The following is a 22195-nucleotide window of genomic DNA, read 5'->3' on the forward strand; positions in this document are numbered from 1 at the left end:
CTTTACTCTCCGCCCGTCACGCGCAGCACCTCTTCCAGCGACGTCACGCCCGCCGCGAGCCAGCGCTCGCCGTCCTCGCGCAGCGTGCGCATGCCCTGCTTGCGGCCCGCTTCGAGAATCTCGGCATCCGCCGCGTTTCGATGGATGAGCGGGCGGATCGCGTCGTCGATCAGAAGCAGTTCATACACACCGCGACGGCCGACATAACCCGACTGGCCGCATCGCTCGCAGCCGACCGGATGGTAACGCTTCGTGCCGTCTTCCTCGACGCGCTCTTCCTTGCACACCGGGCAGAGCTGGCGCAGGAGACGCTGCGCAAGCACGCCGAGCAGCGACGACGCCAGCAGATACGGTTCCACGCCCATGTCGGTGAGACGCGTGACGGCGGATGCGGCATCGTTCGTGTGCAGCGTCGCGAGCACCAGGTGACCGGTGAGCGATGCCTGCACCGCGATCTGCGCGGTTTCGAGATCGCGGATTTCACCGATCATGATGATGTCCGGATCCTGACGAAGAATCGAGCGCAACGCGCGCGCGAACGTCATGCCGATGCGCTCGTTCACCTGCGTCTGCCCGATGCCCGACAAGTCGTATTCGATCGGGTCTTCCACCGTCATGATGTTGGTGGTCGTGGTTTCCAGGCGCGACATCGACGCATAGAGCGTGGTCGTCTTGCCGGAGCCGGTCGGACCGGTCACGAGCACGATGCCGTGCGGGCGGCCGATCAGCTTGTCGAAGTGGACGAGCGTGTCGCGCGCCATGCCGAGCGTTTCGAGATTGAGACGCTGCGCGTCCTTTTCCAGGAGACGCAGCACCGCGCGCTCGCCGTGGCCGGTCGGCAGTGTCGAAACGCGCACATCGACCGGACGTCCGCCCACGCGCAACGTGATGCGGCCGTCCTGCGGCAGGCGTTTTTCGGCGATATCGAGCTGCGCCATGATCTTGATACGCGAGATCAGCGCGCCGTGCAGCGCTTTCTTCGGGCGCACGACATCGCGCAACGTGCCATCGACGCGAAAGCGCACGACCGACGCGTTCTCGAACGGCTCGATATGAATATCCGATGCCTGCTCGCGCGCCGCCTGCGTGAGCAGCGCGTTGATCATGCGGATGATCGGCGCGTCGTCTTCCGATTCGAGCAGATCCTCGACTTCGGGAATGTCCTGCATCAGGCGCGACAGGTCGACTTCGCCTTCCACTTCGCCGACCACTTGCGCCGCGCTGCCGTCGTTGCGCGCGTAGGCCGAATTGATCGCCGCGGCGAGTTCGGCGGCTGGCTTGCGCACGATCGACAGCGCGCCGAAATTGCGCGCGACTTCAGCCAGCGCCGCGTCGGTGGTGCGCTCGCTGATCCATACCTCGATGCTGTCCGCGTGCTGGTGCGCGAGCAGAATCTGCCCGCTGCGCGCGAAGCCGTAGGGCACGAGCCGGGCCGCCAGCGGCGACGCCGCGCTGCTCGCGCTCTCGACTGCACCGTTGACCGTGCTCACGGCCGGACTCCCTGTTGGCCGTTCGTCGCGGCGTTACCCGGCAGGGTGTTGGTCGCCGCGTTGCCCGGCATCGCGTTGGTCGCGCCGTTCGCGGGAAGCGGATAGCTCTGCGGCGGCATTGTCGATTGCGGCGCGGACTGCATCGGCTGCGGCGCCGGACCTGCGTCCGGATTCTGCGGCAGCGTCGTGCTCGGTCCGGGGCCGCGCGTCGTGTTGCTCCAGTCCAGCAGATTCTGGGCCGGCGCGCCGCCGCCCTCGCTCGGACCGAGCGGCTTCGGCGGCATCACCGGCACATTCTGATCCTTGATGAGACGGTTGTCCGTCGTCGAGCCGTACTGCTGCTGACGCAGATAGTCGTAGCGCGTATTGGCGATCTGCGTGGAGGTCGCCTGATCGCGCACGATCACCGGGCGCAGAAACACCATCAGGTTGGTCTTCGTGCGCGTCTTGCTTTCGCTTCTGAACAGGCTGCCGATGAACGGAATGTCGCCGAGCAGCGGAATCTTGCTGTTGTTGTTGTTGTACTGATCCTGCATCAGGCCGCCGAGCACGACGATCTCGCCGTCATCCGCGAGAATGGTCGACTGCACCGAGCGCGTGTTGATGGTCACGCCGCCCGGATCGTTCTTCGTGGTGGTATCGACGCTCGAATCTTCCTGATAGATCTGCATCTTGAGCACGCCGCCGTCGGTGATCTGCGGCTTCACGTGCAGCGTCACGCCGACATCGCGCCGGTCGAACGTGTTGAATGCGGTGACCGAGGTCGCGGCGTTCGCGGTCGGCGTGGCGTAGGAGCCCGTCACGACCGGCACGTTCTGGCCGACGACGATCTTCGCTTCCTCGTTGTCGAGCGTGATCAGATTAGGCGTCGAGAGGATGTTCGCATCCGCCGATGTCGACAGCGCCTGCAACAGTCCGCCCAGACCGAACAGGTTGCCGAAACGGTGCAGCAGCCCGATGTTCACGCCCTGCGCGAGCAGGCCCGTCGCCGATGTGAGCGCGGACGGATTCTGCGCGATCGCGTTGCCCTGCAAGGTCAGATCGACGATATTCGTGTTGCCCTGGCCGAAGCTCGTGCTGCCGTAAAGCGCGTTGTTGCCGCTGTTGGAAAGCAGCGCGCCCTGCCACTGAATGCCGAGGTTCGCGCCCGAGGTCGCGGACAATTCGACGATCAGCGCCTCGATATAGACCTGCGCGCGGCGTGCGTCGAGCTGGTCGATCACGGCGCGCAGGTTCCGGTAAACCGGGTCGGCCGCGGTGATGATCAGCGAGTTCGTCGCGGCATCGGCCTGGATCATGCCGCCGCCCTGGTCGTTGCCGGACTCGTTGTCCTTGTTCGACGAGAAGCTCGAGTCGCGGTTGCCGGTGCCGCCCGACATCGGATTGTTGCTGCTGCCCGTGCTGCCGCCGAGACCGCCCGGCAGAGGCGGCGTGCCGGACGTGCCGGTGGACATCGACGAACTGCCGAGTCCGCTGCCGCTCTGGCCGAACGAATTCGAGTTCGAGCCGGAACCCGATGTATTGTCCGAGTTGTTGTTGCCCTTGCCCATCATCCCGCGCAGCGTCTTGGCGAGGCGCGTGGCGTCGGCATTGCGCAGCGCGACGACGTGCATGTTGCCCGGCTGCGAGGTGGGCGAATCGAGCTTCTGCGCGAGTTGCTTCGCCGCGGCGAGGCGCGAGGCGCTGGATGCGCGGAACATCAGCGAGTTGGTGCGCGCGTCCGGCGTGACGGTGACTTTGAGCGTGGCGTCCGTGCTGCCGACCGCGCCGGGATCGAGCAGCTTGTTCATCTGCTCGGCGACGTCGATGGCGTTCGCGTTCTTCAGCGTCACGACATCGACGGAGCGGCCCGCCGCGGTATCGACACCCGCGATGATGCCCGCGATGCGGCGCACGTTGTCGGCGTAATCGGTGACGACGAGCGTGTTGTTCGCCGGATAGGCCGCGATGGTGTTGTTCGGCGAGATCAGCGGACGCAGCACCGGCAAGAGATTGTTCGCCGATTCGTTACGCAACTGAAAGACCTGCGTGATCACCTGATCGCCGCGCGCGGCCGGCGCATTGCCGACATACGTGGGCACGCCCTGCAGCTTGGCGTCGGCTTCGGGCACGACTTTCAGGACGCCGTGATCCTGCACGAGCGCGAAGCCCTGCATGCGCAGCGACGACTGGAGCGTCTTCAGCGCCTGATCCTCGGGAACCGAATTCTCCGAGACCAGGTTGAGTTGCCCCTTCACGCGGGGATCGACGATGATCGTTTTGCCGGTAGCGGCGCCGATCGCTTTCGCGACCTGGTCGATGTCCGCATTGACGAAATTCAACGTCACTTGCGCGTGCGCGGCTTGCGCGACGATAAGTCCCGCCGCCAGCAGTGCCGTCGCGATACGACGCAGTGCCATAGGTTGTCTTCTCATGAATGTGATGTCAGAGCCGGGTCTCTGGGGAGCCGGCTAAGGCAGCACCGCTCCTCAGCCGAGAGCGCTGCTTATCGCGGCGTGGGACGAACAGTTCCGCCCCCTCGCGATCATTTTAAAAAATATGACGATAACAGCATAATGTAACGAAATTGTGCCAATTCGTTCCACATCAGGTCGCCCTTGCTGTTTCGTTCGATACCAATCCAGCGCTCTCAAGCTTTCGAATAACTTGCCGATAGACCGTACTCGGAGCGGTTCCAAAGGTCGGCCGATGCACGCGGGAGTCGAATTGTACCCCGTCCAGAAGTCTTATTATTCATACATTTAGAACACGTCCGATTGACAGGTCGGGTGCGTTCTTGTGTATGAGGACTTCCGTCGGTCAGCGAGGCGTATGTCTGATAGCCAACTTATGGTCTGATTCGTCAGCCGGTATGATACGGTCGGTTCCGCATTCCGGGCGGTTGCAAAATGGGCGGGTTTTCCCCATGCAGTCCGGCCGCGGGCGTTGATTTGTTGGCGTTGGCGCCAAGGCGCCGCAACGGCGGCATGACGTTCCGCATGGGCGGATGGAGTAGAAGGAAGATGAAGAGAACACTGCGATTACTTGCGATATGCGTGCCGCTCACAGCGGCCGCCTCCGCGCACGCAGACTGCTTCGACGAAGCAGCGAAGTACCAGAAGGTCAATCCGCTCATCCTGCGCGCGATCGCATGGCAGGAATCGCACAACAAGCCCGACGCCATCAACAAGAACGCCAATGGCTCGACCGATTACGGGCTGATGCAGATCAACTCGATCCATCTCAATACGCTGGCGCAGTACGGTATTTCGAGTGGCACGCTGATGGAACCGTGCAAGAGCGTGTATGTCGCGGCCTGGCATCTGCGCCAGAAAATGAACAAGTACGGCAATTCGTGGCAGGCAATCGGCGCTTACCATTCCGAAACACCCGCGCTGCGCGACAAGTACTCGGCACAGATCATCGAGATCCTGCGCCGCTGGAAACTGCTCCAGGCCACGCGCTGAGCTCCGGCGCACTCGACGCATGCGCGCCGCGTCCCGCGCGCATTTGATGCAAAATCCCCTATTCGATCGCCCGCGCCGTCGTCCTAACGGCAGCGCGGGCTCGCGCTCGCGCGCTCCATTTCCCGCCACGCTTCCACTGCGATGAACCAGACGCCATTGCCCATTACCGTGCTATCGGGATTCACCGGCGCGGGTAAGACCACGCTCGTCGATGCCCTGCTCGCCAACGCCGACGACATCCGCATCGGCGCCGTGACATGCGGCAAGGCCGCGTCCGCAGCGGATCGCGAAACCACCGAACTGCCCAACGGCTGCCTCGTCCTGACGCTCGGCGACCAGTCGATGGAAGCGCTCGAAAGCGCGATCACCTGGATCGCGGAACAGCAGCGCTTCGATGCGATCGTCGTCGAGTTGCCGGGCGTCGCTCATCCCATGACGATCGCCGAGCATCTCGCGTTCGGCGATGACGACGATGCGACGCTCGCAGGCCGCGCGCATCTCGACACTTTCGTCACCGTGATCGATGCCGCGAGCTTCCTGCGCGACTATGCCTCTTCGGATTCGCTCGCCGAGCGCGGTCTTGCGCAACAAGGCCACGACGACGAAGACGATCAGACAGTCGTCGAAACGCTCATCGAACAGATCGAGTTCTGCGATGTCATCGTCATCAACAAGATCGATCTCGCCAGCGCGGACGAAGTGGAACGCATCGGGCGCGTCCTGCACGGTCTCAATCCCCGCGCGCTCCAGGTGCGGGCGCAATCGGGCAACGTGCCTTCCAGCGATGTGCTGAACACCGGCCGCTTCGATTTCGATGCGACCGCGAGCGCGCCCGGCTGGCTCGCGATTCTCAACGGCGAGCATGCTGCGAGCGACGAACCCGATGCATCCGGCGTCGGCCATTTCGTGTATCGCGCGCGCCGGCCGTTTCATCCCGAACGCTTGTGGAACCTGCTGCATCAGGAATGGCCCGGCGTCCTGCGCGCGAAAGGCTTCTTCTGGCTCGCGACGCGCAGCGATGTCGGCGGCTCATTATCGGAAGCGGGCGGCACGGTCCGGCATGGTCCGGCGGGTCTCTGGTGGGCAGCGCAAGATCGCAGCGAATGGCCGACCGACGACCCCGAACTCGAAGCGGAGATCGTTGCGGAATGGTATGGCGATCCGGATGACAACAGCATCGGTGACCGTCGGCAGGAACTGGTGCTGATCGGCGAGCATCTCGATCAGACCGCATGGCAGGACAAGTTCGACGCATGCCTTCTGACCGACGACGAATGGACGCTCGGCCTCGATGGCTGGCAACGCTTCGCCGATCCGTTCCCCGCGTGGGAAGTCGAAGAACACGACCATGACCATGACCACGATCACGATCATGGTCCCGATTGCGATTGCGACGATCATCGGCACTGAAGGCTTGACCGCTTCGAAGGCGAAACACACAGCCGAAAAAAAACCCGCCAATGGCGGGTTATGTATATCGGGCTACTTCGATTCGAGTAGCCGCACAATCGGCAAGAAGCTTACCGCTTGTTCACTGCGTCCTTGAATGCCTTGCCAGCCGTAAACTTGACCGTCTTTGCGGCCGGAATCTTGATGGACTCGCCAGTCTTCGGATTGCGGCCGGTGCGCGCTGCGCGCTTTCCCGAGCCGAAGCTGCCGAAGCCGATCAACTGCACTGCGTCACCTTTCGAGACAGCCTTCTTGATCACTTCGAGCAACGTGTCCAGCGTTTCGCCGGTTTGAGCCTTGCTGGCGCCGGTCTGAGCGGCTACGGCGTCGATCAATTCCTGTTTGTTCATTAAGGTTCCTTTATCAGTTTAGGTTGACACGAACAGCGCGAACGCGCCGATTATACGTGCGCAAACCGTGCAGTCGAGTAGGGACGGCCTTCTGGCGCGCCCGCCCGACGAATCGGCGTTGTTACGCGCCATCTCACCGGCATTGCTCCACTTCGTCGCCTTCACGCCGCCTCTATACGCGGCGCTTGGTATGATAGCGCAGCGCAAACCCAATCAGGATAAGGGTTTCAAAGATTTACCCTTATATTTTTTGGGCTCCCGGCGGTTTTTTCAGCGCAGAACAACTGGGTCCGATCCATGCTACGCGAGCTGATCATCGAATACGGCCTGCCGTTGGTTTTTGCCAACGTTCTGCTCGAATGCCTCGGCCTGCCGCTCCCAGCCTTACCCACATTGGTTTTGACGGGTGCGATCACGGTCTCCGCGACCTTCGCATCGGGTGCGGTTTCGGGCTTCGCGTCGGGTGCGTGGGAGCCGCTCGCGGCGATCGTCGTCACGGCCAGCGTCGCCGCGCTAATCGGCGACACGCTCTGGTTCTGGCTCGGACGGCGTTACGGCAGCCGCGTGCTCGCCTTCATGTGCAAGGTCTCGATCTCGCGCGATACCTGCGTGAACCGCAGCCTCGACTTCTTCGGGCGCTTCGGCGTGCGCATCCTTGCGTTGTCGAAATTCATTCCCGGCTTGTCGACGCTTGCGATTCCCGTCGCGGGCGCGACCGGCATCGGCTTGTCCAGCTTTCTCTTTTATGACGCGCTCGGCGCGCTGCTGTGGTCCGGCATCGGCGTCGCGTTCGGCGCGATCTTCGCCGATCTCGTCGATCGCGCGCTCGCCTGGCTCGACCTGTTCGGACGCGGCGTGATCGTGCTCGCGGTCATCGCGCTCGCGCTCTATCTCGCCGTGCGCTGGTGGCAGCGCGTGTCGCTGTTGCGCAGGCTGCGCATGGCGCGCATCGATATCGCGATGCTGCGCAGGCTGCTCGATGGCGAACCGCCGCCGCTCGTCATCGACGTGCGCCGCCGCGAACGACGCGCGATGGACCCGTTCGCGATTCCCGGCGCGCTGCTCCTCCACGACGACGCCGCCACGCAGCTCGCGGGCATCGCCCGCGACCGCAAGCTCGTGACGTACTGCGATTGCCCGAGCGAAGTGTCCGCGGCGCTCGCCGCCAAGGAGCTGGTCGCGCATGGCTTCCACGATGTCGCACCGCTGCTCGGCGGACTCGCGGCATGGCGAGCGGCGGGCTACGCGCTCGAACCGCTGATGATCGAAGACGCGGTGAATGGCGCGGCGCGGGTCATCGCCAAGTCGTCTTCCGCCTGATTTGTCTTTCCCTATCGCATGACCGAATCCCTGCTTTTCGCGCCGCACGATCTTCCCGCGCGCTGGCGGCGCACGCGCGTCTTCACCTTCGTCGATACGACGTTCAGCGCCTTCCTTCCTCTTTGGCAGCGCTGGCGCGACGACGATGAACGTTGCGACCGGCTACATGTCGTGGCCACTGCAACGCTGACCGCACTGGACGATCTCCCTTCGATCGATGGCGCATCGCCGCTCGCAACCGAGCTCGCGCGTGCGTGGCCGATGCGCGTGCCGGGCGTGCATCGGCTGGAGTTCGACGAAGGACGCGTGGTGCTGACGCTCGCCATCGGCGATGACGCGCACGAGATGCTGTCGAAACTCTGGTTGCGCGCCGATGCATTCCATCTCGAAGCAACCGACGATCCGCGCAAGCTGTGCAAATCGCTCGCGCGTTTCGCCGGCGACGGCGCGACGGTCTGCGCGAACGCGTCCGGGCCGCTTCAAGTGCCCTTGCGCCGCGCAATGGAATCGTCGGGCTTCGAGTGCCTGTCGGTGGCGACGGACACGCCGCTCATCGCACGCTTCGCGCCGCGCTGGCGCGTGCGCCGTCACGAACCGCCGCTTCCTTGCGACGCGAGCACGCGCGAGGCTATCGTCATCGGCGCGGGACTCGCGGGCTGCGCGGTGAGCGCGCGGCTCGCCGGGCGCGGCTGGCAGGTCACGTTGATCGATCGTCACGCGTTGCCCGCGCGAGATGCGTCGGGCAATCCGGCGGGCGTCTTTCATCCTATCGTCTGGCGCGACGACAGCGTCGCCGCTCGCCTCACGCGCGCGGGCTTTCTCTACGCATTGCACCGATGGCAAGCGCTCGAAGATGCACATCACGACTTGCTGCGCAGCGACGCGGGCCTGCTTCAGATCGCCGATTCGCCCGACGACGCCGATGCCCTCGCCGCCGCCATCGCGCGCTTCGCGTATCCATCCGACTACGTGCAGCCGATGACGCGCGACGATGCATCGCGCATCGCTGGGGTCGATGTCGCACGCGGCGGATGGTTCTTTCCGCGCGGTGGTGCGATCTCGCCCGCGGCCGTTTGCGCCGCGCAACTCGCCGACGGCGAGGCCCGGATCACGCCGCGCATGAAAACCGAAGTGACGCGCATCGCGCACGATGGCGACGTCTGGAGAGCGTTCGATTCGAGCGGCGGCAAGATCGCCAGCGCGCCGGTGATGGTGCTCGCGAACGCGCACGATGCCGCGCGTCTCGCCGGTCTGTACGGCGCGCCGACACGCAGCGTGCGCGGTCAGCTCACCGTGCTCGATTCATCCGCGCTCGATGCCCTGCGCGCGCCCGTCGTCGGCGAAGGTTACGCGGTGCCGCTTGGCGCGGACGGCGCGCTCATCGGTGCGACCTATGACATCGACGATCCCGACCCCGACATCCGCGACGCCGGGCATCGGGAGAACATCGAGCGCGTCGCGGGCATGTTGCCGGATCTCGCGCGCGCGCCGGGAGAAATCCGCGCGGGCCGCGTCGCGTTCCGCTGCGTGACGAGCGACCGCATGCCGATGATCGGCCAGCTCGCCGACGAAAGCGCCGCGCGCCGCGATGCGCATCGGCTTTCGGGCGCGTGGCCGCTCGACCTGCCGCGCATGCCGGGTCTTTATGGCGCGTTCGCATTCGGCTCCCGCGGGCTTGTCTGGGCGACGCTCGCGGCCGAACTGATCGCGTCGCAGGTCGAAGGAGAACCGTGGCTCATCGAACGCGAACTCGCCGACGCCATCGACCCCGCCCGATTTTTGCTCAGGGCACTTCGTCATGGAGAAATCGGCTCGACATAGTTGTTCTCGGCGTGCTGTGGATAACCCGTCGAATTGCAGGTGAAACTCTTGTGAACGCGATGTGCACGTAAACGGGACAACTGCGCCGTCACGTTTACGCGCCCAGAAGTTGTTCCAGGTTGACCGCGTCGCGCCAACATGTTTACGGCTCGCTTCTGCTTTGTCCAAATGATTGAATGAAAAGACGAAACCGAGGTTATCCACAGAAGCGGCGGCCTCTTGTTAACTACTACTACGTTTATATACAGTAAACCTGTAAACACCTGACGGCGAGGCCATCGGTCGGGCGTAAACACAAACTCCGAGCGCCATGAAAGCAGCAACCGGTCAGCCTTTCCAGCCGGGACGAGAACAAGCCGTCGCTTTTACTTCATAAGAATCATGAGCTTGGACTTTCTGTCAGGGGAACCGAGGTATGGCACAATCGCGCTTCTTCCTGCGTCGCGCCGTTCGGACGGCGACCGCTTCAATGGAACGATGGTTGCGCGCCAAGAATCTGATCAACGAAGCCGCGCCGTCGTTTGCTGTGTTCGGCCCGGCATTCGAGCAGGCGCCGCATGTGTTGCCCGTGTCACACGGATCCGAGATCTCCGGTGCGACATTGGGCGCGTGCAAGGCGCATCGCAGCCAGCCGAACGCGTCGTCTAATCCGTGCACGGCCCGACCGTGACGCCGTGTTCGTTCGCATTTCGTTTCGCCTGAATGAACCAACGCTCGCATAGCCGGGCGGATGCGCCTCGCCCGCGAGCGCGCGCCGTCGATGCGAGTCACGCAACGGAACGTGCACGCTCTGCTGCAGCTACGAAGGAGAAGCCAATACGATGAATTCGGCATTTTCATTTTTGCCCGTCTGGCCGCTCGAACCCGATGCCATTTTCTGGGCCGGTCTCGCGCTCATTACGGCGGGACTCGCCGGAGAGCTTTTATGGCGTGCGTGGCGCCTGCCGCGCATCACCGGTTTCGCGGTGATCGGGCTGATCGCCGGCAACGCGGGTCTCGGCGTGATCGACTCGAGCGCGGGCGGCCTGTCGCGGCCGCTGCTCGATGTAGCGCTCGGGCTGCTGCTCTTCGAACTGGGCGGCCGGCTCGATCTGCGCTGGATCCGCCGCAATCCGTATCTGATTCTGTCGAGCATCGCCGAGTCGACGCTCACGTTCGGGCTCGTGCTGATCGCGCTGACGCTGCTCAACGTGCCGACGATGCCCTCGGTCGTGGTCGCGGCCATCGCGATGGCCACGTCGCCCGCGATGGTCATTCAGCTGAAGACCGAACTGCGCGCCGAAGGCCAGGTCACGCAGCGTCTCCTGACGCTGACGGCGCTGAACAGCATGTACGCGGTGATCGTGGAGAAGCTCGCGGCGGGCGTGCTGCATCAGGAAATCTACGGCAATGCGCTCGCGACGATCCTGCAGCCGCTCTATCTTCTGATCGGCTCGCTGGTGCTCGCGTTCCTGCTCGCGCGTGCCTGCAACATGCTGGTCCGGCGTCTGCCCGCGAACGACGAGCATTCGTTTGTCGCGCTCTTCGGGCTCGTGCTCCTGGCGATCGCGGTCGCGCACATCTTCAAGCTATCGACGATTCTCGCGCTGCTCGCCGCGGGCATCATCGTGAAGAATGCTGACGAGCGGCCGCAACTCTGGCCGTCGCATTTCGGTTCCGCCGGATGGCTGCTGACCGTCATTCTCTTTGCGCTGACGCTGACGTCGTTCCACTGGCGCGATATCGCGCTCGGCGGCGTCGCGGCGCTCGGGCTGATCGTCGCGCGCTTCGTCGGCAAGCTCGTCGGCGTGCTGATTTTCGCGAAGCCGAGCGGACTCGACTGGAAGCAAGGCGCGGCGCTCGGCGTCGCGTTGACGCCGATGTCGGCGCTCGCGTACGTGCTCGTCGACGACATGTACGTGCTCTATCCGGACTACGATCCGACGCTGCGCGCGATCATCATGTGCTCGATCGTCGTGCTGCAGATCGTCTCGCCTTTCGTGGTGTACCGTAGCCTGTCGGCAGTCGGCGAGCGGCGCGAGTGATCGCGCCCGCCCTGCCCAGGCATTGATCATTCAAGAGGCGTCATGGCACTCGAACCTTTCATCAACTCCGAACCCTTCACGTTCGGCGTCGAGCTGGAAATCCAGGTCGTCAACACGCACGACTATGATCTGACGCGCGCCGCGTCGGACCTCATGCGTCTCATCAAGGACGAAAAGATTCCGGGCAACATCACGCCGGAAATCACCGAAAGCATGATCGAGCTTTCGACCGGCATCTGCACGACGCACGAGCAGGCCGTCACGGATCTTCGCAAGATCCGCGATACGCTCGTCGCCGCGGCGGATCAACTGAACGTCGGGCTCGCGGGCGGCGGCACGCACGCGTTCCAGCAATGGAGCGATCGGCAGATCTACGACGCGCCGCGCTTCCAGTACATCTCCGAACTGTACGGATACCTCGCCAAGCAGTTCACGGTGTTCGGCCAGCACGTTCACATCGGTTGTCCCGATCCGAATAGCGCGCTCTTCCTGCTGCATTCGATGTCGCGCTATATCCCGCATTTCATCGCGCTTTCAGCGTCGTCGCCGTACATCCAGGGCGTCGACACGGGGTTCCATTCGGCGCGACTGAATTCGGTATTCGCTTTTCCGCTGTCGGGGCGCGCGCCCTTCGTGCTGACCTGGGACGGCTTCGAAGAGTACTTCTCGAAGATGGTCAATACGGGCGTCGTCAACAGCATGAAGGACTTCTACTGGGATATCCGGCCGAAGCCCGGCTTCGGAACGATCGAAGTGCGCGTGATGGACACGCCGCTTTCCGTCGACAAGGCGGCCGCGATCGCCTGCTACATCCAGACGCTGTCGCGCTATCTGCTGCTCGACAAACCGCTCACGCCGCGCGAGGACGATTATCTCGTCTACACGTTCAACCGCTTCGAGGCGTGCCGCTTCGGACTGGAAGGCACGTGCATCCATCCGCAGACGGGCGAGCGGCGGACCATCGGCGAAGACATTCTCGCGACGCTCGATGTGCTCGCGCCGCATGCCGAAGCGCTCGGATCGCAAGCCGCGCTCGCGGAAGTGGCCGATATCGCACGCGGCGTCAATGACGCGACCTGGCTGCGAGGCGTGGTCGACAAGGAAAAATCTCTACACGAGGCCGTCAGGCAGCAATGTTTGCAATGGCGTCGATAACATCACGCTTACGCTGACACCAGCCAGCGAATCATCGCGAAAGGCCGCTTCGGAAACACTGCGAAGCGGCCTTTAACTTTGGTCGGTATGAAACATGTGCTTGACGAGCAAGGGGAATAAAGCGCTCGCGGCAACGTTTGAAGAAGAACCGATTCGACGTCCCTAAGGATTTCTTCGAGAAATCCGTATACAGACGTAATAGAAGTTAACAAGTCTTGCGCGACGCTGTGGAAAACGTCAAAAAGAGGTGCAGAGTCAACGCGCTAGCGCGATGATAACCACGCGGTATGCGCAGGCGTCGCGACAGGGAATTCTGGACAACGGAAAGGTGCTCGACTTGAGGCCAAGTGTTATCAAGAATACGCACACATAAAAGAAGACGCTTTTCCACGGGTTATCCACAGTTCTGCGTGGATAATTAAGGTGTACGTTTGTTCTATGTCGCTTAGAATGGCGACTTTGCTGGCATAGCGTTATAGTCGGCAGGAAAACAGCGCCACGAGCAGGACCATAAGACGGCGCATAGGAAGAGGGTTGCAAATGTCCCCATTCAGGCACCGCTAATTGGCTTGGCACGCCTGAATTTTGAGACGGCGGGGACCGAGGACGGAGCGTAGTTCGCAAGGTGTTCGGAGTATTTTCTGCGAGCGGCGTTTCGAACGAGGTGTTCGCGGTGGTTGGCGCGAGCGTGCCGTCAGAACACATAAGCGGAACAACAAGCGAAAGACTATGAGTGAAGGCGTTTACGGAGAGCAGGCGACGGGGCGGGTGACCCACGGCCTGCTGAGGCTGAGCACCGCGATGCGCAGCCAGGCATGGGAATGGGCGGAAGGCGCGGGGCTGACGCCGACCCAGGGTGAAATTCTCGTTCTGCTGATGCAGCGCAAGGGGCCGATGCGCCTTGGCGAGATCGCGCGTGAAACGGCGCTGACCGCCGCCACGACGAGCGATGCGGTGAGCACGCTCGAAGGCAAGGGTCTCGTCGAGAAGCGGCGCGCGATCGACGACGGCCGCGCGCTCGCGGTGCGGCTGACCGCGCGTGGCCGCACGGCTGCGAAGAAGGCGCTGCAATGGCCGGACTTCCTCGCGAAGGCGGTCGGCACGCTGCGCGAGGACGAGCAGGTGGCGTTCTATCGCACGTTGCTCAAGACGATCCGTCAGCTCGAATCGCAGCAGCAGATTCCGGCGCACCGCATGTGTCTCTCCTGCTCGCATTTCGAGGCGAGCAAGAATCCCAAGAAGGCGCCGCATCACTGCGCGCTTCTGCAGATCGACATGGCAGACACGGATCTGCGTCTCGACTGTTCGGTATACGAAGAAGCCGACGTCGCCACGCAGAAGAAAAGCTGGAAGGTCTTTGCCCAGATCGCCTGATTCGGGTCGACGGGTAAAAAGCGTTTCTGGCGTCATCCGGCGCTGTGAGGCCGCGGCGAGTCGGTTAGACTGTGCCCGTCGCGCCTCGCCGCGAGGCGCGGCTCGTCACTACTCCGTCCCGAGAAAGCCGCCGATGAAACATGAAGTCCTGGCGATTCGCCACGTCTATTTCGAAGATCTGGGCAGCCTCGAACACGTGCTCGGCGATCGCGGCCATCTCGTGCGCTATCTGGACGTCGGGCGCGGCCGCATCGACGCGCCCAATCCGCTCGATCCTTCCTTGCTCGTCGTGCTCGGCGGCCCGATCGGCGCCTACGAGGACGCGCATTATCCGCATCTCGCGCCGCTGCTCTCCATGCTCGAAAAACGCATCGCCGCGGGCTTGCCGACGATCGGCATCTGTCTCGGCTCGCAACTGATCGCGCGGGCGCTCGGTGCGCGCGTGTATCCGTCGGACAAGCTCGAACTCGGCTGGTCGCCGCTCCAACTGACCGACGCGGGACGCGCGTCCGCGCTGCGGCATCTCGAAGCCGATGGCGCGCCCGTGCCGGTGTTCCACTGGCACGGCGATACCTTCGATCTCCCCACAAACGCGACACTGCTCGCATCCACCGATGCGTGCGCGCATCAGGCGTTTTCCTGGGGCGAGCACGTTCTCGCGCTGCAATGCCATCCGGAAGTGCTGGTCGAGCGCTTCGAGAGCTGGCTCGTCACGTATCCGGGCGATATCGCGAGAAGCGGCACGACGGTCGCCGCGCTGCGCGAGGACACCATGCGTCACGGCGCGACACTCGAACGCGCCGCCCGTGCGATGTTCGGCGAATGGCTCGACCGCTTCGCCGTGGTGGACGCGCGCTGAACGTGTGATGGTATGAACCATCGCGCCGCGTCTGGCGCGGTGCGCGTCTCTGCACGAAAGAAATCGCGGTGCTATTCTCGATCGCTCCTTTCTAGCGACGAGTCACCGCCATGAGCGCGCTGTTCACTCCCACGACCCTCCGCAGCCTCCAGCTCCCCAACCGCATCTTCGTGTCGCCGATGTGCCAGTACTCCGCCGAGCGCGGCGAGGCGACGGCATGGCACATGATCCATCTGGGCCATCTCGCGCTGTCGGGCGCGGCCATGCTCTTCATCGAGGCGACCTCCGTCGAGCCGGACGGCCGCATCACGCCGGGCGATCTCGGTCTCTGGGACGACGCCACCGAAGCCGCGCTACGTCCGGTGCTCGCCGCGATACGCCAGTATTCGAAGATCGCGGTGACGATGCAGTTGTCGCACGCGGGCCGCAAGGCATCGAGCCGCAAGCCGTGGGAAGGCGGGCAGTTGATCTCCGTCGCCGACGGCGGCTGGATGACCTACGCGCCATCGGCTATCCCGCATAAGCCGGAAGAAACGCCGCCGCTCGCGCTCGACGCCGCCGGTCTTATCCGCGTGAAGGAAGCGTTCGTCGCATCGGCGAAACGTGCGGCTCGGCTTGGTATCGACGGCATCGAAGTGCACTGCGCGCATGGCTATCTGCTGCATCAGTTCCTGTCGCCGATCGCCAATCAGCGCACCGACGAATACGGCGGATCGCGCGAGAATCGCATGCGCTATCCGCTCGAAATCTTCGATGCCGTGCGCGCCGCGTTTCCCGCCGACAAGCCGGTCGGCGTGCGCGTTTCCGCAACCGATTGGGTCGAAGGCGGATGGGGCATCGAGGATACGATCGCGTTCGCGGCGGAACTGAAGAAGCGCGGCGTCGACTGGATCGATGTGTCGTCGGGCGGCGTCTCGCCGTTGCAGAAGATCCCGTTGTCGTCGGGCTATCAGGTGCCGTTCGCGAAAGCCGTGAAGGAAGCGACGGGCGTGAACACCGTCGCTGTCGGGCTGATCACCGAGGCGAAGGAAGCGGAAGAGATCGTGGCGAGCGGCCAGGCCGATTACGTCGCGATGGCGCGCGCGATGCTCTACGATCCGCGCTGGCCGTGGCACGCCGCCGCCGAGCTCGGCGCGACCGTCGATGCGCCTCCCCAGTACTGGCGCTCGCAGCCGCGCGAACAGAAGAATCTCTTCGGCGAGATCACCATCGGGCAACGTTGAAACGCTCGAACATCATCCGGACGGTTGAGCATTCGCGCGCCGGGAGTGTAGGATACCGGTGTGTTGAGCGCGAGCGTTCAACCGAGTGAACGCGGCGCCTTCGAGGCCACCGCGTTTTTTTTCATCCCGATGTTCATCCCGATCGCGCGGGAGCGAAGCGTTATTTAAGGATTCGTTCGATGAGTTCACGCAGGGTCACCGTTCGCCGCTCCGGCGTACATGGCAAGGGCGTGTTTGCCGTGAAGCGGATTGCCGCGGGCGAGCAGGTGATGGAATACAAAGGCGAGCGCATTTCATGGAAGGAAGCGCTGCGCCGCCATCCGCACAACCCCGAAGAGCCGAACCACACGTTCTACTTCGCACTCGACGACGGCCGCGTAATCGACGGCAAGATCGAAGGGAACAGCGCGAAGTACATCAACCATTCGTGCGCGCCGAATTGCGAGGCCGAGGAAGTCGAAGGGCGCGTGTTCATTCACGCGTTGCGCGACATCGAGGCGGAAGAAGAGCTGAACTACGACTACGGGCTCGTTATCGAAGGCCGCATTACGAAGAAGCTCAAGAAGGAATACGAGTGCCGATGCGGCGCGAGGAAATGCCGTGGCACGATGCTCGCGGTGAAGAAGGAGAAGAAGAAAAAGTAGGCCGCGCCTGCTTCTTCGATTCGAAAGAGCCACGCGAGAGAGCGTGGCTCTTTTTCATTCCGCGACGGGCTTCTCTTCCTTGAGCGGCATCCGCACGATGAAGCGCGCGCCGCCTTCGGGCGCGTCCTCGTAATGCACGGTGCCGCCGTGCAGCGCCATGATGTCGTGAACGATCGCGAGCCCGAGTCCCGCGCCGCCTTCCACGCTCTGTCCGTCGCCGCGGAAAAAGCGCTTGAAGAGATCCGGCTGCTGATCCGGCGGCACGCCCGGGCCGTTGTCCTCCACGATGACTTCGCCGAAGCGGCGGCCGTTCGCGTCGCTCCATTCCGTGACCGTCATCGTGATGCGCGCGCCTTCGACGCGGAACGGCGGAATGTACTTGAGCGCGTTGTCGATCAGATTCGCGAGCACTTCGCGAGAAAGCACGACATTGCCGCGCACGATCAGCGGATGCTCGTTCTCGGGATCATCGAGACGCTGGAAGCCGAGATCGACCTGAGCGGCGAGCGCACGCGGCACCCACTCCGCGCCGGTTTCGAAGGCGAGCGCGGCGAGGTCGAAATCGGCGAAACGCGCTGCCTGTTCGCCCGGCTCGGCGCGCGCGAGCGAAAGCAGCTGATTCGAAAGACGCACCGCGCGATCCGCCGACGCGCGCAACTCCTTCACCGCCTCGATGGCTTTGTTCGGATCGCGCGAGCTGAGCGCCTGCTCCGCGTGAAGCTTGACTGCGGTCAGCGGCGTGCGCAGTTGATGCGCGGCATCGGCGATGAACTTGCGTTGCGCATCGAGCGCGGTCTGCAGGCGCACGAGCAGGGCGTTCATCGCGCTCGTGAGCGGACGGATTTCGCCGGGAACGAAAGTCTCGTCGACGGGTTCGAGCGAGATGTGCGTTTGCTGGTTGAGCGCGTCGGCGAGATCGGTGAGCGGATTCAATTGCTGATTCACGACGCGCCACACGATCACCCAGCCGGCGAGCAGCAAGAGCGCGAGCGGCATCATGATCGCGATCAGAAACTCCACCGCGATCCGATACCGCGAGCCGACGCGCTGCGCCACTTCGACGACGATCGGATTGCCGGTAGGCTGCGGCACGCGCACCTGCGCCGCGCGCACGGAGACGCCCTGAAAGTGCGTCTCGAACACATACGCATAGTGGATGCGCCGCACGTTGGTGCCGGTGAGCGGCAAATCGGGTTCGCCGGCGATTTCGTCATCGCCCGTGCTGATGCGATAGATGAGCTGCTCGACGGGGTCCGAGAACATCGCCTGCGCGAGCGGCGGAACGGTGACGGGGGCATCGACGCCCGCGAGCTGAATCTGCTTGGAGATGGCGGTGGCGAGATCCGCGAGAGAGCGATCGACGACGTGCTGCGTGTACTGCCAGGCGAGCCAGTACGCCATGAGGCCGCTCATCAGCGCGAGCAGGGACAGCGGCGCGGCGAGGCGGCGCAGCAGGGTGCGCCGCAGACTCGGGGGCGCCGGCGTCTCGGTGGCTTTCGATCGCGCCAGATCGAGCCAGTCTTCGCGGGCGAAACGCTGATCGCCCGCGCGGCGGGTGGGAAGTCGCAAGGCGGTCTACGGCAGGCGCGTCAAGCCGCTTGCCGGATCTCCTGAAGCAGATAGCCGAAGCCCCGCACCGTCACGATCTCGACGCGCGTGTTTTCGAGTTTCTTGCGCACCCGATGCACATAGACTTCGATGGCCGTATCGCCGAGATCGCCGCCGAAGTGCGTCAGGTGATCCTGTAACTGCGCCTTGCTCACGACGCGGCCGTGTCGCAGCAGCAGCATTTCGAGCACGGCGAATTCACGCGGCGAGAGTTCGAGCGGACGTTCGTCGTTGAAGATGCGGCGATCGACGCCCGACAGACGCAGACCGCCCAGCGTCACTTCGGGGCGCGGCACGTCGCCGTGCGGGCCGCTGCGGCGCATCACCGCGCGGATACGCGCTTCGAGTTCCTGCGGCTCGAAGGGCTTCAGCATGTAGTCGTCGGCGCCGCTGTTCAGGCCTTGCACGCGGTCGTGCAGCTCGTCGCGCGCGGTGAGGATGATCACCGGCGTATGGCGGTTGCTCTGGCGAAAACGCGAGAGCAGCGTCATGCCGTCGATGCCGGGCAAGCCCAGATCGAGAATGACGAGTTCATGGCGGTTCTGCGCGAGCGCCTGCTCGGCGAAGATGCCGTCGTGCACCATGTCGACCGTGAAGCCGGATTGTTCGAGGCTGCTTTGAATGCCGCGCGCGATGGGGCGGTCGTCTTCGATCAGAAGGATTCGCATGGAGTCGCTCAAGTACAATGGGTTGAGCTCAAGCGGGCGGGGCGGTCGGTGACATGCTCACATGCACGACGGGGCGGCGCGGGCTCGAGCCGGTTTAAAACTCATATCTCATGCGGCGTTGCGCGACCGTATCCCGGAAGCCGCGAGCAGCCGTACACCGAATGTATTTCCGCCCGGACATGGCTGTCATCTCGATCAACGAACTCGAAGCCGCGATCAACTACTGGCGCGGCCGCTCCCCGTCTAGCGGCGACGAACTCAGCCTCTGCAAGGAGGCGAGCGCGCTGTCCAGGCCCTATGCGCTGCTGATTGTACAGCGTCAGTCCAGCGTGCTACCCGAGCAACTGGACGTCGACGCGCGCGCCGCGTGGGAAGCTTACGAGCGCTTCAGGAATGGTAGCCGAGACTGAAAGCTACCTGACATTCAAGCTTTCTTTTTCCTGTTCGAATGCTTCCATTTATCCCGTTTTCGCGGAAAGGCGCGCAGTTTTCGCCTTTCGCGGTGTCATGATTGGTAACACGCGCGTTACCTTGTTTGCTGCCGTAAGCAATTCGTCAAAATGCGCGCGAAACGGCCTTTTTGCGCAAGGGGTTTGTGAGCAAGCGGGCGTCAATGCGATAAAGTCGCATCTATCATCGCTCCAGCGCACATCCGCCTCATGCTCGAACTCGACCATTTCGATCTTGCCCTGCTCGACGTGCTGCAACGGTTCGGGCGCGCCACGCATCAGCAACTGGGCGAGCAGGTGCCGCTTTCGCCGTCGCAGATCGGGCGGCGTCTGCAGCGGCTGGAAGCGACGGGTGTGATCGAAGGGTATCGCGTGGTCTTGCGGCCGGAGAAGCTCGGCCTGGGCGTGACGGCGTTCACGAGCTTGAAGCTGAAGCATCACGGCGATTCGATCATCGAGCAGTTTCAGCAGCAGATCGAGATGCTGCCCGAAGTGCTTGAATGCCACGCGACCGTGGGCGACGCCGATTATTTACTGCGCATCGTCGCGCCGGATTTGAACGCGCTGTCAGGTTTCGTGATGAAAAAGCTGATGCGCGTGCCGGGCGTCGACAGCGTGCGCTCGAACATCGTGCTCACGACGTTCAAGCGCAACGGCCCGCTGCCGCTCGCTCACCTGGCCGACGACGACTCGGGACTGAGCAAGTCCACATAAGCCAGCGGCACGAGATCCGCTTCGCCCACACCCAGGCGCGCGAACATCGCGTGCGCTTCCTGTTCGCCGCCGGCTTCGTCGTCATCCTGGCCGAGCAGCACTTCCAGCTCGATGAAATCGCCCAGACCGTCCACGCGGTCCAGATGGATGCGCGTGCGTCCGACGAGATATACATGCCGCTCCTTCGAGACGATGCCGCGTGTCGTCAGCGCCTGGGCGAGCAGCGCGTGCATCGCTTCCGGATTCGTCACCGGGCTGCGCGAGTAATAGGAGACTTTCGGACCGTCGCGGTCGTCGCGCTGATAGAAGATCAGTTCGGACGGCGTGCCGTCGTCGAACTGACGCAGCTTGAGGCGTCCGGTCGGCACGTCGTAGAAGAAGTCCTGCTGGCGGAAAACCAGCGGCGCGTCGGTGGCGAGCGAAGCCGCCCGCTCGCGCAGCTGGTCGAACTGATGCGCGCGCGCCTTGATTTCGATGTTGCGTGCCATGAAGGCTCCTCGAACACGGTTGGATGGATCAGCGAGGGCTCAGACTAGCAAATAATCGATGAAGCTCGCTTGAATGCACTTACGCGCGGACTCGGTATTTGCACTTAGATGTGTATTCAAACCGCCCACTGCGCATCGATCAGCCGCAGCGCCGCGGCAATCGCCGATTCCTCACGGCGCTCCGCAAGCGCGACGAAAGACAACTGGGTCGGCACGGTCACGCCTTCGACGATCGTCAGCGCGTGCGCATGCGCCTGCGCCAGCGCGATCGAATCCCGCGCAAGCGACAGACCGACGCCCGATTTCACGAGATCGAGCATCGAAGGCTCCTGATCCACTTCCGCGACGATCACCGGCATCGCGCCCGCCTCGCGGAAGATGCGCGACAGAAGCCGGTTGTGCGCAGACTCGGGCGGCGTCCAGATCCACGGCAACTTGGCGAGCGCCGCCCAGCTACGTTTGCCCTTGTTCACGCGGTTGTGCCAGCCCGCCGGCGCGAGCACGCGATACAGAAACGGCGTGAGCCTGACGACGTGAAAGCGATCGCCGTCGCGCGTGCCGTCGATGGCAGGATCGCCGATGTAATAGCCGACATCCAGATCGCGCGCCCTCACGCGGTCCAGAACCCAGCCCGACATGCCGTGCCGCAACGACGTTTCGATGCGCGGATGCGTCTCCACCAGTTGTCGCAGGAAGCCGCCGAGCCGCAGGAATTCGGGATCGAGAATCGTGCCGATGCGAAGCGTGCCGCTCACCTCGTGACGCAGCGCGGCAGCGGCGCGCTGCACATCGGCGGCGGCGGCGAGCGCGCGTTCGGCATGCGGCAGGAGCGCTTCGCCGTCGCGCGTCAGCAGAAGACCGTGCGACGTCCGCGAGAACAACACGACGCCCAGCATCTCCTGCAGATTCTTGATCTGAAGGCTGACGGCCGGCTGCGTGAGATGCAGGTGCGCCGCGGCGCGCGTGAGATTGCCTTCACGAGCGACGGTGATAAAGGCGCGCAAGAGAATGTAGTCCATCGCCTGATATTAAAGCTTCTTATATCCCAGTTGAACATATCTCATTGGATTCGGGGATGCCTCCGGCAGTACGCTCGGCCTATCCGCATATATA

19 protein-coding genes are annotated in these 22195 nt (G+C 63.6%); 12 read left to right on the plus strand and 7 right to left on the minus strand.

Annotated elements, in window-relative coordinates:
* Nucleotides 1–2: 2 nt before the first annotated feature.
* Nucleotides 3–1490: a type II secretion system ATPase GspE gene (gene gspE, locus ACEN42_RS00675; protein ID WP_035499413.1), complete on the minus strand. Its 1488-nt coding sequence runs from the start codon at nt 1488–1490 to the stop codon at nt 3–5.
* On the minus strand, nt 1487–3889 hold the full coding sequence (gene gspD, locus ACEN42_RS00680) for a type II secretion system secretin GspD (RefSeq protein WP_187608112.1): 2403 nt from the start codon (nt 3887–3889) through the stop codon (nt 1487–1489). The genes gspE and gspD overlap by 4 nt, the downstream gene beginning before the upstream one ends.
* Nucleotides 3890–4492: 603 nt before the next feature.
* On the opposite strand from gspD, the gene ACEN42_RS00685 reads away from it, so the two are divergent.
* Together ACEN42_RS00685 and ACEN42_RS00690 are read left to right on the plus strand one after the other, a co-directional pair.
* Nucleotides 4493–4936, plus strand: a complete 444-nt coding sequence (locus ACEN42_RS00685; RefSeq protein WP_371880415.1) for a lytic transglycosylase domain-containing protein — start codon at nt 4493–4495, stop codon at nt 4934–4936.
* 141 nt (nt 4937–5077) lie between these two features.
* On the plus strand, nt 5078–6346 hold the full coding sequence (locus tag ACEN42_RS00690) for a GTP-binding protein (RefSeq protein ID WP_371880416.1): 1269 nt from the start codon (nt 5078–5080) through the stop codon (nt 6344–6346).
* Nucleotides 6347–6456: 110 nt separating this feature from the next.
* Here the strand turns inward: ACEN42_RS00690 and ACEN42_RS00695 are convergent, their stop codons facing one another.
* The gene (locus tag ACEN42_RS00695; RefSeq protein ID WP_008352404.1) at nt 6457–6735 is read right to left on the minus strand and encodes an HU family DNA-binding protein; all 279 of its coding nucleotides are present in this window, start codon (nt 6733–6735) and stop codon (nt 6457–6459) included.
* Between the two features lie 297 nt (nt 6736–7032).
* Between ACEN42_RS00695 and ACEN42_RS00700 the strand changes: the two genes are divergently transcribed.
* The 8 genes from ACEN42_RS00700 (at nt 7033) to ACEN42_RS00735 (ending at nt 17155) form a co-directional block, all read left to right on the plus strand.
* Nucleotides 7033–8055: a VTT domain-containing protein gene (locus ACEN42_RS00700; RefSeq protein WP_250482797.1), complete on the plus strand. Its 1023-nt coding sequence runs from the start codon at nt 7033–7035 to the stop codon at nt 8053–8055.
* A gap of 18 nt (nt 8056–8073) precedes the next feature.
* On the plus strand, nt 8074–9876 hold the full coding sequence (gene mnmC, locus ACEN42_RS00705; RefSeq protein WP_250482796.1) for a bifunctional tRNA (5-methylaminomethyl-2-thiouridine)(34)-methyltransferase MnmD/FAD-dependent 5-carboxymethylaminomethyl-2-thiouridine(34) oxidoreductase MnmC: 1803 nt from the start codon (nt 8074–8076) through the stop codon (nt 9874–9876).
* A gap of 821 nt (nt 9877–10697) precedes the next feature.
* Nucleotides 10698–11900 (plus strand): cation:proton antiporter, encoded by a 1203-nt coding sequence (locus tag ACEN42_RS00710; protein ID WP_035499403.1) that lies wholly within the window; start codon nt 10698–10700, stop codon nt 11898–11900.
* Nucleotides 11901–11942: 42 nt separating this feature from the next.
* Nucleotides 11943–13055 carry a YbdK family carboxylate-amine ligase gene (locus tag ACEN42_RS00715; protein WP_187608108.1) on the plus strand — a complete coding sequence of 371 codons (1113 nt, stop codon included), beginning with the start codon at nt 11943–11945 and terminating at the stop codon, nt 13053–13055.
* 729 nt (nt 13056–13784) lie between these two features.
* Nucleotides 13785–14429 (plus strand): MarR family winged helix-turn-helix transcriptional regulator, encoded by a 645-nt coding sequence (locus ACEN42_RS00720; RefSeq protein WP_035499399.1) that lies wholly within the window; start codon nt 13785–13787, stop codon nt 14427–14429.
* 133 nt (nt 14430–14562) lie between these two features.
* Entirely contained in the window at nt 14563–15288 is a 726-nt protein-coding gene (locus ACEN42_RS00725) for a glutamine amidotransferase (RefSeq protein WP_250482795.1), read from the plus strand.
* A gap of 110 nt (nt 15289–15398) precedes the next feature.
* Complete coding sequence (locus tag ACEN42_RS00730; protein ID WP_250482794.1) at nt 15399–16511, plus strand: NADH:flavin oxidoreductase/NADH oxidase; 1113 nt, start codon at nt 15399–15401, stop codon at nt 16509–16511.
* Nucleotides 16512–16690: 179 nt separating this feature from the next.
* Nucleotides 16691–17155 carry an SET domain-containing protein gene (locus ACEN42_RS00735; RefSeq protein WP_187608105.1) on the plus strand — a complete coding sequence of 155 codons (465 nt, stop codon included), beginning with the start codon at nt 16691–16693 and terminating at the stop codon, nt 17153–17155.
* A gap of 54 nt (nt 17156–17209) precedes the next feature.
* Here ACEN42_RS00735 and ACEN42_RS00740 read toward each other — a convergent pair whose 3' ends face one another.
* Nucleotides 17210–18664, minus strand: a complete 1455-nt coding sequence (locus tag ACEN42_RS00740) for a sensor histidine kinase (RefSeq protein WP_238210493.1) — start codon at nt 18662–18664, stop codon at nt 17210–17212.
* A gap of 80 nt (nt 18665–18744) precedes the next feature.
* Nucleotides 18745–19431 carry a response regulator transcription factor gene (locus ACEN42_RS00745; RefSeq protein ID WP_035499390.1) on the minus strand — a complete coding sequence of 229 codons (687 nt, stop codon included), beginning with the start codon at nt 19429–19431 and terminating at the stop codon, nt 18745–18747.
* Between the two features lie 179 nt (nt 19432–19610).
* Here ACEN42_RS00745 and ACEN42_RS00750 point away from each other — a divergent pair, with 179 nt between their 5' ends.
* Both ACEN42_RS00750 and ACEN42_RS00755 read left to right on the plus strand, forming a co-directional pair.
* Nucleotides 19611–19841, plus strand: a complete 231-nt coding sequence (locus ACEN42_RS00750) for a DUF3717 domain-containing protein (protein ID WP_187608229.1) — start codon at nt 19611–19613, stop codon at nt 19839–19841.
* Nucleotides 19842–20090: 249 nt separating this feature from the next.
* Nucleotides 20091–20594 carry an Lrp/AsnC family transcriptional regulator gene (locus ACEN42_RS00755; protein WP_187608104.1) on the plus strand — a complete coding sequence of 168 codons (504 nt, stop codon included), beginning with the start codon at nt 20091–20093 and terminating at the stop codon, nt 20592–20594.
* On the opposite strand, the gene ACEN42_RS00760 is transcribed toward ACEN42_RS00755, so the two are convergent.
* Both ACEN42_RS00760 and ACEN42_RS00765 read right to left on the minus strand, forming a co-directional pair.
* Complete coding sequence (locus ACEN42_RS00760; RefSeq protein WP_187608103.1) at nt 20552–21082, minus strand: class IV adenylate cyclase; 531 nt, start codon at nt 21080–21082, stop codon at nt 20552–20554. The genes ACEN42_RS00755 and ACEN42_RS00760 overlap by 43 nt on opposite strands.
* Nucleotides 21083–21198: 116 nt before the next feature.
* Complete coding sequence (locus ACEN42_RS00765; RefSeq protein WP_187608102.1) at nt 21199–22101, minus strand: LysR family transcriptional regulator; 903 nt, start codon at nt 22099–22101, stop codon at nt 21199–21201.
* Nucleotides 22102–22195 lie beyond the last annotated feature (94 nt).

Origin of the sequence: Caballeronia sp. S22 (assembly GCF_964261745.1) — a bacterium.
Taxonomy (GTDB): domain Bacteria; phylum Pseudomonadota; class Gammaproteobacteria; order Burkholderiales; family Burkholderiaceae; genus Caballeronia; species Caballeronia jiangsuensis.